The organism is Streptomyces sp. NPDC000404, assembly GCF_040300365.1.
Taxonomy (GTDB): Bacteria; Actinomycetota; Actinomycetes; order Streptomycetales; family Streptomycetaceae; genus Streptomyces; species Streptomyces ramulosus.
Genome location: NZ_JBEPDN010000016.1, coordinates 176,581 through 190,303 on the forward strand (window position 1 = coordinate 176,581; position 13,723 = coordinate 190,303).

Here is a 13,723-nt window from a genome sequence, read left to right on the forward strand (position 1 = left end):
CGCCGCCGGGCGGGGCGGCGCCCGGGCGGTCAGCGGTGCGAGCGGGGGGAGTGGCGGTGGGCGAGCGCTTCGTAGGAGGCGGACAGGGCGGGCGCCGCGGTGTCGTACGTGCGCTGCGCCACGCCTATGAACAGGCAGTCCACGACGAGGAGTTGGCTGGTCCGCGACGACATCGCGGCCGGGCGCAGCTCGCTCTCGCGGGCCGTGGAGGTGGTCAGGATGTGATCGGCGTACGAGGCGATCTCGCTGTCCGGGCGGCCGGTGATCGCGATCGTCGTCGCGCCGTGGTCGAAGGCGACCCGCAGCGGCTCTATGACGTCCGTCGTCCGGCCCGAATGGGTGATGGCGAGGGCGACGTCACCAGCCCGCAGCTGCACCGCGTTGGTCACCGCGAGATGTGGATCGGCGTGGGCGTGCGCGATCAGGCCGATCCGCAGCAGCTTCTGCACCAGGTCCTGGCCGACCAGGCTCGACGCCCCGATGCCGTACACATCGATACGTCGGGCCGAGGCGAGCGCGGCGACGGCCGCCTCCAGCTGGGTGACGTCCAGCCCGGCGGCGGTGTCGGCCAGACACTGCTGCTCCTCCTGCGCGAGCTTCGCCACGACGTCGACCAGGGAGTCGTCGACCGCTATGTCGGCCGTGACGGCGGGGGCGCCGCCCGCGGCCTGCTGTGCGGCGAGCGCGGCGAGCGCGAGCCGCAGATCGCGGTAGCCGGGATAGCCCAGCAGCCGGGAGGTGCGTACGACCGTGGCCTCGCTGGTGCGGGTGCGCTCGGCCAGGCCGGTGACGGTGAGGGCGGCGCAGCCGGCCGGATCGCCCGCGACGGCCTCGGCGACCCGCTGCATGGAGCGGGTCATCGACGGGCCGAGGGTGCGGACCTTGGCCGCCAGCGCCGCGGGGGCGGGCGGAGTCGGAGCCGGCCGGGACGGGACGGCCACCTCGCTGAAAGTTTCCTTCACGCTGCTGCTCACGACTGAAAAGTAATTTCAACGCCAGGGTGCGTCAATACCTCGCCGCGGCCTGTGGACAACCGCGGCCGGGCCCGCCGCGGGGCTGTGGACGACGGAGCGGGCTGTCACCGGTCCGCGCGACAATGGACGGCATGGAGCTGGAACAGGCATTGCACGCCGCGCGGGCGCTGGTCCTCGCCGACCTGGTGGCGAACGACGTCGCCGACGCCGACATCGTCTCCCTCGTCGAGGACGCCGTCGCCCATCGCCGCTGGTGGGTGGAGCAGTGGCCGGCCGGCGCCGAGTTCGTCGCCGGGCTGATAGCCCAGGACGTCCAGGACGCCCTGCTGGAGCGGTACGGCCGCTGGCCGCTGTGCCCGGTGTGCACGGAGTCCGGCGATCCGCACGCGCTCGACGTGGAGCCGGAGTTGGGGCCCGACCCGCACTGGGTCTGCCCCAAGACGGCGGTCGCGGTGGCCCGCGTCGGCAGGCTCGGCGCGCCCGCGGAGCACTGAGGTGACGCTCTACATCGACCCGCCCATCTGGCCCGGTCACGGCCGCATGTGGTCGCACCTCGTCAGTGACGTGTCGTTCGAGGAGCTGCACGGCTTCGCGTCCGGAATCGGCATCCCGCCGAAGGCGTTCGAGCGCGACCACTACGACCTGCCCCGGGAGCGCTACGACGACGCGGTGCGCGCCGGGGCGGTCGAGGTCGGCAGCAAGGAGCTGCTCCGCCGGCTGACCGCCGCCGGTCTCCGCCGCCCCAAGCACCGCCCACCGGACGTCTGGCCCGTCACCGGCGCGGTCACCTGGCCCGCGATCGGCCCGAGCCTGCCCGGCGATCCGGGGGCGTAGACGTATCGCGTAGACCTGTCGCGGAGGCGTATCGCGCAGCAGGTCAAGGCGGGCGAATGGCGAACGGCCGTGGGAACCGCGCGAGGCGGTTCCCACGGCCGGATGCCAGGGGTGTGCGCCGATTGTCAGCGGCGCGCGAGTGGTGATCAGCCGAGCGGTGATCAGCCGAGCGGTGATCAGTGCTACGAAGCCGTCGCCGCGCCTTCCTTCGCCAGCGCGACGCCGGGCTCCGCGATCGGCTCCGTGCCCGGCTCCTCGCTCGGCGCCGAGACGGCGACCACGCGGGAGCGGTGCGGCGCCCGGTGCAGACGGAAGGCGACGAAGGTGAGGGCGACCGCCACGGCGGCCAGCGCCGCGCCCAGCCATGCGGTGGACTCGTAGCCCCACTTCGCGCTGATGGCCAGGCCGCCGAGCCAGGGGCCGAGGGTGTTGCCGATGTTGAACGCCGCGGTGGTCGTCGCGCCGGCCAGCGTCGGCGCGGCGTTCGCGACGTTGAACATCCGGGCGTTCAGCGCCGGGGCGGTGGTGAACGCCGTGACGCCCAGCATCAGCGAGAGGCCGATGGCGAAGACCGGGCTGTGCGCCGTCAGCGCCAGCACGGCCAGCACCAGCGTCGAGGCGGAGATCCCGGCGAACAGCGTCGGGAAGAGATGCGCATCGGCGACCCGGCCACCGATGTACGTGCCGATCAGCGCGCCGATGCCGAACAGCGCCAGCACCGTCGGCACCCAGCTCTCCGCCAGCCCGGCGGTCTTGGTGAGCAGCGGCGAGAGATAGGAGAAGAGCGAGAAGACCGCGGCGGCGTTCAGCGCCGTGGCGGACAGCGCGAGCCAGACCTGCTTGTCCTTGTAAATGGCCAGCTCACGGCGGAGCTGCGGCCGCTCCGCGCCCGTCGGCACCTCCGTACGGGGCACCACGAAGACCACGCCGACCAGGCCGATCACCGCCAGCACGGCCACCGCCCAGAACGCCGAGCGCCAGCCCGCGTGCTGCCCCAGCAGGGCGCCGGCCGGAACGCCCGCGATGTTGGCGATGCTCAGCCCGCCGACCATGATCGCCATCGCCTTGGCCCGTGCGGTGACCGGCACCAGCGAGACCGCCACGGCGGCGCCGACCGCCCAGAACCCGGCACACGCCAGCGCGCTCACCACCCGCGAGACGAAGAGCACGCCGTAGGTCGGCGCCAGCGCGCCCGCCACCTGTCCCAGCGCGAAGACGGCGAGCAGGGCTATGAGCGTGGTGCGGCGCGGCAGCCGCAGCGTCGCGGCGGCGAGGACGGGCGCGCCGACCACCATGCCGATCGCGAACGCGGAGACCAGCAGGCCCGCTTGCGGAATGGAGACGCCCAGGTCATGGGCGAGCGGTTGGAGGATGCCGGACAGCATGAATTCGCTCGTGCCAAGAGCGAACACGGAGAGGCCCAGTACGTAGACAGCGGCGGGCATGCGGGTGCGTTCGGAGGGGACAGGCATGTCCGCCACCAACAGTGCCCGCGGGCGCCGCATTCCCCGGCCGTGAGTGCCGTGCGCTATGTCCCGTTATGCGGCGTGGTTGAGGGTGGTGCCTACTGCTTCCTCGCCCTGGGCAGCCCCTTCGGGAGGAAGGTGGAGGTGGTCGCCCTGGCCTTGCAGAATTCGGCGAGCGTCTCACGCTTCCCGGCCGTCTTGCCCTCCTTCGGGGGCGGAACCATATTCGTCGTGTACGGGATGTAGACGTATTTGCCCAGGGCGGCGGCGTTCTTCACCGGTGTGCCGTAGTACTCGTAACCGCCGCCGGATTCCGCGGGCTTGAGATATCCGTTCTTCTTCAGCTCTTCGGCGGTGAACTTGAAGAACGTGTACTTTTCCAGATGCCCACGATCCAGATCGGCGGCCTGCTTCTCCACCTCCTTCCAGTCGGTGATCTCGTCCCACTGGTCGGGGTCGAAGTCGGTGACCTCCACATTCTTGGTGAGGTTCAGCATCTCCTTCAGCGTCTTGACGGTTTCACCGTTCTTGATCCCGGGCTGCTTCAGCTTCTCGCCCAGGGCGGTGAGGTTCTTGAATTTCTTGTCGATCAGCGGGGAGAGGTACTTTCCGTCGGTGTCGATGTCGGAGCCGCGCTCCGTCGGCTCCGCGCGAATGCTGGTGTTGGGGCCGATGAACTGGTTTCCCGCCTGCCATTCGAAGAAGGAATGACGAATGTCCCCGAAGGGAACTCCGTATTCTTCTTCGGAGTTCGGGACGGACTTGTCGGCCAGCCGCTTCCGCAGATTCCTGAGGTATTCCGGGGTGTTTTTCTCCTCCGGCACCCCGATCTTGAGGTTGGCCAGCATCTCCTTGGAGAGCTCCTTGGGGATCGCGGCGGTGAGCACATCGAGTTGTTCGGCGGCGCCCAGCCGGTCCAGGGACTCCGTCAGCGTGGAATGCGCCACGATGTGGTGCGCCGTCGTGGTCCACCCCTGGTGGTCGGCGGATTTGGCGTGCGGATTCTCGCCCCGCCGCTGGATCGCCGCCGGACCCGCGGGCGCCGCCACGGACCGCTGCGCGGCCACCGGAGCCTGCGGAGCCGGGCCGCGCATCGCCCGCGTGGCGTTGGCCTCCGCCTCCCGTTCGAAGCGGTCGGACGGATCGGAGACCTTCAGCCCGTCCCCGTGGTCCGTCCCGGCGACCGGCCCCTGACGCTGCTGGATCACATGGGTCAGCTCATGGGCGAGGGTGTGCGGATCGCCGCCGCCCGCCCCCAGGACGACATGGCTGCCGGAGGTGTAGGCGCGGGCGCCGACCTCCGCCGCCGACGCCCTGGCCGCGCCGTCGTCGTGGACGCGGACATCGGAGAAGTCGGCGCCGAGCCGCGCCTCCATGTCCCCGCGGACCGCCTCGTCCAGCGGGCGCCCGGAGGACCGCAGCACCTCGTGGACGCGGGACCGCTGCACCTGGGGAACGCCCTGGTCGTGGCCGCATCCGGCGCCGTGCCGGTGTTCCTGCGCGCCCGCGGGCCCCGCCTGCCTCAGCAGTTGGACGACGGCGGCGTTGCCCGCGCTGTGCTGGAGGGCGAGGAGGGGGTGGGCCGGCGCGCCGGCGGCGGTGACCGGTCCGGCAGCGGTGCGCGGCGCCGGTGCACGGCGGCTCTTCGCGGCTTCCGGTCGTCCGGCTTCGTCCTGGGCACGCATGGGTCCTCTTCCCGCAGAAAACGCGACCCTCCCTGCCTACCGGTCCCACGGCCCCGGCGGCAGAGGCAAAAGGGCAGCGGGGGCCGTCCCCGAGGGCAGCGCGCAGCCGCCGCCCGGACATCGGCCGCGGTCGGCGGTGTGCGCGCGGGCCCGGCGCCCGGACCGTCGCCGCAGTTCAGCCGGTCAGCAGCGCCAGTTCCGTCGCGAGGTTGTGCCGGGCCACGCCCTCCCAGCGCTCCTGGCCCAGCGGGGTGCGAAACAGCCGGGGCAGGCCCAGGAGTTGGCGCAGCACCGCCGCGCGGCCCGCGGTGAAGTCCGGGTCGGGCACGAACGCGTACTCCTCGCGGACGGCCGCCGCATACGCCGCGTAGGCGTCCGGCGTCCCGGCGAGCACCGCCAGATCGGCGTCGCACAGCACCTCGCCGTCGCGGTCGCCGGGCTCCGGATCGTGGCTGACGGTGAGCCGGACCAGGCGCGCGACCTGCGCCGTACGGCCGGCGTCGAGCCCCAGCTCCGGCAGGGCGCGTTCGGCGAGCGCCGCGCTGCGCTCCTCGTTCTCCGAACGGTCCGGACGGTAGACGGCGTCGTGGAACCACGCCGCCAGCTCGACGGTGCCGGGATCGGCGGCGTACGGGGCGAGTTCGTCGATCCGCTCCAGGACGGCCGCCAGATGCGCGACCGTGTGGTAGCGGCGCTGCGGCTCCGCCCAACGGGCCAGCAGATTCTCCGCGTACGGGGCCGGATCGGGGCCCGCCGCGCCTCGGGTGCGGGCCACGGTCGCCGCCCAGCGGCGGCGCAGTTCCGCCGCCGGGCCGCCGGGCTCCGCTGGGGAGTCGGAAGTCATGCCGCCATTGTGGCGCGCCGGGCCGCCCGGCGGCCCCGGGGGCCGGTCATGCGGCGGGCGCGTCCCGGCACGACAGCTGGCCCACGGATTCGGCGGACGGCTTGAACTCCGTCTGCCAGTTCTGCACCCGCTCGGGGATCTTCGGCAGCGCGAGGGCGAAGTCCCGGTCCCAGTCGCTGCCGTTGAGGTAGTCGCGCAGCTTGTCGCTGAGCTTGCGGCAGTCCGCGCGGTACTTCTTCGCGATGGCGATGCCGTAGTCGTTGGGGGAGCCGACGACGATGCCGGGCACCACTTGGAGTTCGCGGTACTTGCGGGTGAAGCCGTAAAGGATGATCTGGTCGGTGGAGACCGCCGTGGCCCGGCCCGCCCGGAGGTCGTCTATGCAGCGGGAGGCGTCGGCCACCTGGTAGACGCTGATGTCGCGGTAGGCCTGCCGGTTCATCTCCTCGAACGAGGTGGTGCCCTTCCAGGTGCAGACGGCCCGGCCCTTGAGGTCCTCCAGCTTCTTGATGCGGCCGGCGTCCTTGTTGCGGATCATCACGCCCTGGGACGTGGTCGCGTAGGGGCCGATGAAGTCGATGTCCTTCATCCGCGACGGGGTGATCGAGAACGTCGCGGCGACCAGGTCCTGATCGCCCTCGGTGATCGCCTGGCCGCGGTTCTCCGACGGCACGCTGCTGAAGTGCGGCTTGGCGCCGACCTCTTCGAGCAGATGCCGGGCCACGGTGATGTCGAACCCGGCGAACTTGTAGGCGGCCTCCTCGCCGGTGCCCGGCTGGTCGTTCTTCACCCCGACCGACACCGACCGCTGGTCGAAGAGGGTCGGCGGCCGGTCGTCCGCACAGGCGGACGCGGTCAGGGTGAGCAGCGCGGCGCCGACGAGGGCGCGGCGCCGCGGTGCGGCTGAAGTCATGGAATCTCCCCGTTGTGCGTGGTGTGACAGGTGGTGCGCGACGGCGGCCGTGCGGGCGTACGCGGTGGGCGGCCACCGGAGCGGCGGTCCTCGTGGGGCCGTGACCCGCGAAGACCGACAAGAAATTCCCGGGTCAGGAGTCGTGCAGAACGGCTGCGACGGCCCGGATGTCCGTCCGGCAGTTCCGCCCGGGATCCTTCTCCGCCAGCGTCACCTGGATCCGTACGGACGTGGCGCCGGAGGTCAAGGCGAACTCCAGGGGCCGCCCGGAGCGGACCGGCTCCTGGACGGGGGCGCCGCCATCCATCAGATACGCGGTCGCCGAGGTGCGGTACGAGCAGGCCGGGGCGCTCGGGTCCGCGTCCGACACGGTCAGGGTCAGCCGCAGCCGGTCACGGGGCTCGCGCAGCGCGTCCGGGCCCAGCGTGAAGGTGACGGTGTTGTCCCGGCTGGTCAGCGGCAGGCTGCCGTGCCGCTGCACCTGGCCCGTCACCTCGACGTCGGCGTGGGCGGCGGCGTACCGGAACGCCAGCCAGCCGCCGACCGTGGCCAGCACCGAGACCAGCGACAGCGCGCCCACCGCCGCCACGCTCGGCGTCTTGCGGATCAGGACCCGTACGGCCCCCGCGGCGACGGCGAGGACGGCGAGCGCGATGCTCAGCGCGTACTGCCCGGCCGGGCCGTGCGGGTCGGTCGCCTGGGCGATCACCAGGGCGGCGCAGGCCAGCAGCAGCGGCAGCCAGCGGGCACTGGGGTGCATCACCCAGCGGATGATCACGTTCTTGATGTCGTTGGCGGCGATGGAGTGCGGGCCGGTGGTGACGGGGTTGTTGTGCCGGAGGGTGTGGTGGTGGACCTCGGGCGTGCCGGGAGCCCCGGGGGCGTCGGGAGCCCCGGGGGTCTCGTTGGCCTCGCCAGTGGGATCGGGGGAGGCGTCCGCGCTCCCCGGGCGTCTCGCGCCGTGCGAGCGGCGCGGCGGTTTGCCGCGGTTCACGAGGCGGCCTCGGTGTCCGTGCCACCGCCCAGATGGACGGTGCCGTTCACCACGCCGATCGCGGCGGAGTGGTCCCCGTACGCGGTGGGGGAGTTGATCGTGGTGCCGGAGAGGTGCGGGGCCAGGTGGGAGAGGAAGCCGGCGGCGTCCCGCGCGGTGACCGGGCCGGACAGCCAGGCGGCGACGGCCTCCGCCAGCGCCCGCCGCTCGGCGTCGTCCAGCCGCGCCAGGCTGCCGTCCAGCGCGGTGGCGCGGTCCACGTCGAGCACGGGCTCGGTGCCGCCCCCGATGGGGTCGGCCTCGCGCCCCAGCAGCCGCCGGAAGAATCCCTCACCGGCGTCGACCGTGCGCTCCGTGATCCGCTGCTGGGCCGCGACCAGCACGGACGTACCGAGACTGCTCGCCGCCATCGCGAGATACGGAGCGATCTCGGCGGACACCGTGGCCAGTTCTGACATGTGCCTCTCCCCCCGTCGGCGGGCCGCGTGCACCGTGCCGCAACGCCCTTACCGGGAAGGCGTGTTACCCATTTCCGCCGGGTTTCACGCCTTCTTTTCCCGCGGGTCCGCGGCGGGCGGAAGCGGGTGCCTCCGGGCGTAATTCGCGCCGCCCACAAGCGCGGCCGCACGGGCGGCCGTCCACCGGGCGGGACGGCGCTCACCGGGGGCGGGAGGCGGCGGCGCCCCGCCGGGCCGGGGCGGACACGGAACGTTTCCGGCCGTGTCCGTTCCGTAAAAACCCCGTGGAGCGGTGGGCACCGTTTACGCTGGGCCGTGATTGGACTAGACCTATCGCGGCGGCTTCCCGGGCGCCGCCACCCGCACGGCGCCCGTCCGCCACACCCACCACCGATTGGGGTCTCATGAGTAACCGCGCACTGCTGGAGGTGATCGCGCTCGACCCGCAGGACGCGGTCGCGGCGCAGACCGGCGGGGCCGACCGCCTCGAACTCGTCACCGACATGGCAGCCGACGGGCTCACCCCGCCCCGCGCCGTCTTCGCCGCGATCCGTGCCGCCGTCGACATCCCCCTGCGGGTGATGCTCCGCCACCGCGGCGGCTTCGCCGCGGGCGACCTCGACGCCCTCCGCGCGGATGCCGCCGCGCTGCGGGCGGAGGGCGCCGACGAATTCGTCCTCGGCTTCCTCACCCCCGACGGCCACCTCGACCTCGCCGCCGTACGGGCGCTCACCGAGGTGATCGACGGCTGCCGCTGGACCTTCCACCGCGCCCTCGACCACGCCGCCGACCGCGACAAGCTGCGCACCGAACTCGCCGCGCTCCCCGCCGGCCCGGACACCTTCCTCACCGCCGGAGCCGCCACCGGCGTCGCCGACGGGCTGCCCACCCTCCTCGCCGAACGCGCCCGCACCACGGCCGGGGAGCACGGCTTTGCCCCGCAGGTCCTGGTGGGCGGCGGCCTCACCCTGGAGCACCTGCCCACCCTGCGCGCGGCGGGTGTCGACGCCTTCCACATCGGCGGCGCCGCCCGCCCGTCCGGCTGGTCCGCCCCCGCCGACGCGGCGGCCGTACGGCGCTGGCGCACCGCCCTGGACGGCGCGGAGGGGTGACCGGCCCGGGGCGCGCGCCGCATCCGCCGCGCCCCGGGAAACCCGGCCTCAGCCGACCCGCGTGACCTCGCCGCCGTCCGCCAACTGCTCCGGCAGCTCCGCCGCGTGGACGACGGTCAGCCCGGACACCGGACGGGTCAGGCAGACGTAGAGACGGCGCAGACCGGTGCGCTCGTCCGGCTCGCCGTCGACGATCGCGGCGGGCTCGTCCAGCACCACGTAGTCGTACTCCAGACCCTTGGCGAGCGTCGCCGGGACCAGCGTCAACCGCGCCTGGGCGGACGTCTCCTCGCCCGGTGCGAGGCAGGTCACCCCGGCCTCCTCCAGGGCGGCGCGCAGCACGGGCACCCGGGCGTCCGCCGCGATCAGGCCGATCGACCCCTCCTTGCCCAGCGCGTCGTGGCACGCGGCCAGCACCGAGGCGTCGAGCGCCTCCGGGCACACCGTGCGGATCTCGAAATCGCCCGCCGCCTCACGGATCGACGTGGCCTCCCGCAGCTCCGGCGCGATGGCCGGCAGCAGCCGGGACGCGTACGCGATGACCTCCCGCGGCACCCGGAAGCCCTGCGTCAGCTCCTCGACCACCGAACCCGGCTTGCCCATGTGGCCGAGCGCCTCCTCCCAGGTGTCGGTCGCCCACGGCGTGGTGCCCTGGGCGATGTCCCCGAGGACCGTCACCGAACCCGTCGTGCAGCGCCGCCCGACCGCGCGGTACTGCATCGGCGACAGGTCCTGCGCCTCGTCCAGCACCACATGGCCCAGCGACGGCGTCCGTGCCACCAGGTCCATCGCCTCGTCGATCAACACCGCGTCCGCCGACGACCACTTGGCGCTCTTCACGCTCCGCGCCGGCTTCGCCCACAGGATCGCCTTCTGCTCCTCGGGCGTCAGCAGCCCCTCGGCGTGCGCGGCCAGGAACTCCGCGTCGCCCAGCAGCCGCAGCACCAGCTTCGCCGGATCCACCGGCGGCCAGACCGCCTTGACCGTCGCCTTCACCGCGGCGTTGCGCGCCACCGCGTCCTGCACGCGGTCGTCCGGCGCCTCGCCCGCCTGCTCCATCCGCACCAGCACGGCGTGCGCGATCCGCTGCGGCAGCGCCTCGCGCGCCGCGCCGTAGCGGATGTCGCGCTCCCGCAACTCCTCGACGATCTCCTGGAGTTCGTACGCCGGGATCCGCCAGCGCCGCGAGCCGCGCACCACCACGCACGCCTCCTCGGGCGGCGTGATGTGCGAGCGCACCGCCCGCCGCAGCACCTCGGCCATCCGCGCGTCTCCCTTGACCGACGCGGCCGCCGCGTCGTCCTTGGCGCGCACCTCCACATGGCCCACCAGCGAGTCGACGGTCGCCTGCTTGACCTCCAGCTCACCCAGGGCCGGCAGGACCTGCTCGATGTAGCGCAGGAACGAGTCGTTCGGCCCGATGACGAGGGTGCCCGAGCGGGCCAGCCGCTCCCGGTGCGCGTAGAGCAGATACGCGACCCGGTGCAGGCCCACCGCCGTCTTCCCGGTGCCCGGCGCCCCCTGGACGCACACCGAACCGCTGATGCCGGCGCGGACGATCTCGTCCTGCTCCGGCTGGATCGTCGCGACGATGTCCCGCATCGGGCCGACGCGCGGCCGCTCGATCTCCGCCTGGAGCAGCGCGCTCGTCCGCTCCGCCTCCGCCGGATCGCTCAGGTGCTCGTCCTCGTACGCGGTCAGCTCGCCGCCGGTGTAGCCGAACCTGCGGCGCATCCGCAGGTCCATCGGGTCCTTCTTGGACGCCCGGTAGAACGGCTGGGAGACCGGCGCGCGCCAGTCGATGACCATCGGGTCGCCGTGCGCGTCGTGGACGTGGCGCCGCCCGATGTAGAAGTTCTCGCCGCCGTGGCCGCCCGCGCCGCCCTCGGACGGGTCGAGGCCCGGCGCGTGCAGGTAGTCGAGGCGGCCGAAGAACAGCGGGGTGTGGGCGAGGTCGGCGAGCGCCTTGATCCGGGCGTCGATCTCGCCCTGGAGGACCTCGGCGTTGACCCAGTTCGCGGTGACGTCGGCGATGTTCAGCGCCTCGGCGTCGGCGCGCATCGCGCGCAGCGCGGCCCGGGAGGCGGCGAGATGATCCCGCTCGCTGCCGAGCGGATCGGCGCCCTCGCCGGCGGCCGGGGCGTGCGGGTCGGGTACGTGCTGGGCGTGCGCGGGCACGGGCGTTGCCTCCGGTGGACTCTCACTGCGGCGGGCGCGCGCCAGGCGGGCGCGGCGGGCCGTCGTTCGGAACGGACGCCTGATGGCGCCGCACGCACGGGGCGGGGGCGGTCATCGGCGTGGTGCGAAGGACCGGCCGGTTTCCGTCCGGTCGGCGGCGCTCCTCGACGGAAGCCGACGGGAGGCAGGGAGACGCGCGATTCTAGTCAGGGGCCGGGCGGGGCGCCAACGCGTTTTCCGCGGGGCGGCCGGGGCGCGGCCGCCGCAGCCGGCCGGACGGCCCCGCCCGCCGTGCCGGTCCGTCCCGTCCGCATCCGCGGCGGCGACTCCCGCCGACCTGCGCCCGCCGCCGGGCCGTCCCCCTCCCGTAGGGGGCGCGTACATCTCCGGTAGGGGGTGGGGGTGATACCGCAGTCAGAGGGCGGTCGGTCCGGGAATGGGTCCATGGGCCGATGTGCGGCATTCGCGTGAAAAGCATGATGGAGTCATGAGCAGCGCAACGATCACCCCAGCAGCCGGACACCCGGCATCCCTGCACCCGATGAAGGGCGCCACCGCCCTCGGCTCCGCCCACAGCGGCCGCCACCCGGTCGGCAGCGCCCTGCGCGCCGTGAAGGTCTTCGCCTCGGCCGCCTTCAGCGTCGTCCTCCTGGGCGAGTACGGAGAGGAGGGAGCCGACCGCCGCGCATCCCGCACCCGCGACGCCGCCGGGACGCGGCCCTGACCGGCCGCGTCCCCGACACGGCCACCGGCATCCGGCAGCGGGCCGCCGCCCGCCTTGGCCACCGCGCGTCCGGGCGCGATTCCCACCGGACATCTGGTTGACCGGAAACGGTTACGGGCCGTCGGCCCGGATCGGTTAGCGTCGCCGCTGAGAGCGTGCAGGACGACGGGGAGGGGAACGAGTGTCTGCCGCCGACGGGACGCGGACGTGGACATGGCGGCGCACCTGGGCGCAGAGCGTCGCGCACCCGCACCGCACGGTCATCGCCGGGGCACTGCTCGCGGCATCCCTCATCGGACTGGGCGTGCTCTACACCGTCCACCCGCTGCCGATGCCCGACATAGAGGTCTACCGCGCCGAGGGACAGGCCGCCGCCTCCGGCAGCGATCTCTACGGCTTCACCGCCACCAAATGGAACCTCCCGGCCACCTATCCGCCCTTCGCGGCCCTGCTCTTCATCCCCACCACCTGGGTCTCCCTCACCACCCTCAAGATCGCCTGCTTCACCGCCAACGCCGGACTGCTCGCCGCGCTGATCCAGCTCTCCTGCAAGGCAGCCGGGGTACGCCGCTCCGCCTACACCGCGCCCGCCGTCCTGGGCGCCACGGCGCTCGGCATCTGGCTGGAGCCGGTCTTCCAGACCCTGATCTTCGGCCAGGTCAACCTCGCCCTGACCTGCCTCGTCCTGTGGGATCTGGCCCGCCCGGACGGCGCCCGCCTCAAGGGGCTCGCGGTCGGCATCGCCGCCGGGGTGAAGCTGACCCCGGCGATCTTCGCGGTCTATCTCCTCGTCACCGGCCGGGTGAAGGCCGCCTGCACCGCGCTGGCCGGCTTCGCCGGCTCGGTCGTGCTCGGCTTCCTGGTGCTGCCGGACGCCAGCGTCGACTTCTGGACCCGGCGGATGTTCGAGACGGACCGGGTCGGCAAGGTCTGGATCGTCGACAACCAGGCGCTCCAGGGCCTGCTCGCCCGCGTGCTGCACACCCCCGAGCCCGGCGCCGTCTGGGCGGTCGCCGCGCTGCTCACCACGGTCGGCGGGCTGTGGGCCGCCCACCGCGTCCACCGGCGCCGCGGATCGGACCTCTGGGGCGTGCTGTGCACCGCCGTCACCGCGCTGCTCGTCTCGCCGATCAGCTGGTCCCACCACTGGGTCTGGTGCGTCCCGCTGCTCATCGCGCTCGCCGCGCACACCTACCGCGTCCCCTGGCGCCGCGCGCTGCTCGCCGCCGTCACCGTCGCCTTCACCGCCCGCACCCTGTGGATCGTCCCGCACGCCGGCGACCGCGATCTGCACTTCAGCTGGTGGGAACAGCCTCTGACCTCGCCCTATCCGCTGCTCGGCCTGGCCCTGCTGGCCGCGGTGGCGTGGCACAGCCGCACCGCCACGGGGGCGCCGGGCGCGCCCTCGGGAGGCAGCATCCCGCGCCCGCGGAGCGCCACCGCCGGGGCGGTCCGGATACCGGCCCCGGCCCCGGCCGTGGCGGACGGCGCCAAGGAGGCGGCGAAGGGCGCGGGCTGAGCCCGCGGGGCGCCGCCCCCGG

Annotated in this window: 13 protein-coding genes; 5 read left to right on the forward strand and 8 right to left on the reverse strand. The window is 73.4% G+C overall.

Features of this window, described 5'->3' with window-relative positions; genetic code table 11:
- Positions 1–29: 29 nt before the first annotated feature.
- The gene (locus ABT345_RS28515; RefSeq protein ID WP_345079325.1) at positions 30–974 is read right to left on the reverse strand and encodes a MurR/RpiR family transcriptional regulator; all 945 of its coding nucleotides are present in this window, start codon (positions 972–974) and stop codon (positions 30–32) included.
- Between the two features lie 131 nt (positions 975–1,105).
- Between ABT345_RS28515 and ABT345_RS28520 the strand changes: the two genes are divergently transcribed.
- Positions 1,106–1,468: a DUF8819 family protein gene (locus ABT345_RS28520; RefSeq protein ID WP_386459467.1), complete on the forward strand. Its 363-nt coding sequence runs from the start codon at positions 1,106–1,108 to the stop codon at positions 1,466–1,468.
- Position 1,469: 1 nt separating this feature from the next.
- On the forward strand, positions 1,470–1,808 hold the full coding sequence (locus ABT345_RS28525; protein ID WP_345079331.1) for a DUF4031 domain-containing protein: 339 nt from the start codon (positions 1,470–1,472) through the stop codon (positions 1,806–1,808).
- A 182-nt stretch (positions 1,809–1,990) separates the two neighbouring features.
- On the opposite strand, the gene ABT345_RS28530 is transcribed toward ABT345_RS28525, so the two are convergent.
- The 6 genes from ABT345_RS28530 to ABT345_RS28555 form a co-directional block, all read right to left on the reverse strand.
- Entirely contained in the window at positions 1,991–3,280 is a 1,290-nt protein-coding gene (locus ABT345_RS28530) for a Cmx/CmrA family chloramphenicol efflux MFS transporter (protein WP_345079334.1), read from the reverse strand.
- Positions 3,281–3,372: 92 nt separating this feature from the next.
- On the reverse strand, positions 3,373–4,959 hold the full coding sequence (locus ABT345_RS28535; RefSeq protein ID WP_345079337.1) for an eCIS core domain-containing protein: 1,587 nt from the start codon (positions 4,957–4,959) through the stop codon (positions 3,373–3,375).
- Positions 4,960–5,134: 175 nt separating this feature from the next.
- Positions 5,135–5,803 carry an HD domain-containing protein gene (locus tag ABT345_RS28540; RefSeq protein ID WP_345079340.1) on the reverse strand — a complete coding sequence of 223 codons (669 nt, stop codon included), beginning with the start codon at positions 5,801–5,803 and terminating at the stop codon, positions 5,135–5,137.
- Positions 5,804–5,849: 46 nt separating this feature from the next.
- Entirely contained in the window at positions 5,850–6,716 is an 867-nt protein-coding gene (locus ABT345_RS28545; protein WP_345079343.1) for a transporter substrate-binding domain-containing protein, read from the reverse strand.
- A 133-nt stretch (positions 6,717–6,849) separates the two neighbouring features.
- A complete protein-coding gene (locus tag ABT345_RS28550) occupies positions 6,850–7,710 on the reverse strand; it encodes a hypothetical protein (RefSeq protein WP_345079346.1) in 861 nt (286 codons plus the stop codon).
- Positions 7,707–8,168 (reverse strand): hypothetical protein, encoded by a 462-nt coding sequence (locus ABT345_RS28555; protein ID WP_345079349.1) that lies wholly within the window; start codon positions 8,166–8,168, stop codon positions 7,707–7,709. Before ABT345_RS28555 ends, ABT345_RS28550 begins: the two co-directional genes overlap by 4 nt.
- A gap of 404 nt (positions 8,169–8,572) precedes the next feature.
- Between ABT345_RS28555 and ABT345_RS28560 the strand changes: the two genes are divergently transcribed.
- Positions 8,573–9,280, forward strand: a complete 708-nt coding sequence (locus ABT345_RS28560) for a copper homeostasis protein CutC (protein ID WP_345079352.1) — start codon at positions 8,573–8,575, stop codon at positions 9,278–9,280.
- A gap of 48 nt (positions 9,281–9,328) precedes the next feature.
- Here the strand turns inward: ABT345_RS28560 and ABT345_RS28565 are convergent, their stop codons facing one another.
- Complete coding sequence (locus tag ABT345_RS28565; RefSeq protein WP_345079354.1) at positions 9,329–11,458, reverse strand: HelD family protein; 2,130 nt, start codon at positions 11,456–11,458, stop codon at positions 9,329–9,331.
- A 487-nt stretch (positions 11,459–11,945) separates the two neighbouring features.
- Here ABT345_RS28565 and ABT345_RS28570 point away from each other — a divergent pair, with 487 nt between their 5' ends.
- Positions 11,946–12,182 carry a hypothetical protein gene (locus tag ABT345_RS28570; protein ID WP_345079357.1) on the forward strand — a complete coding sequence of 79 codons (237 nt, stop codon included), beginning with the start codon at positions 11,946–11,948 and terminating at the stop codon, positions 12,180–12,182.
- Between the two features lie 181 nt (positions 12,183–12,363).
- The gene (locus tag ABT345_RS28575; protein ID WP_345079360.1) at positions 12,364–13,701 is read left to right on the forward strand and encodes a glycosyltransferase 87 family protein; all 1,338 of its coding nucleotides are present in this window, start codon (positions 12,364–12,366) and stop codon (positions 13,699–13,701) included.
- Positions 13,702–13,723 lie beyond the last annotated feature (22 nt).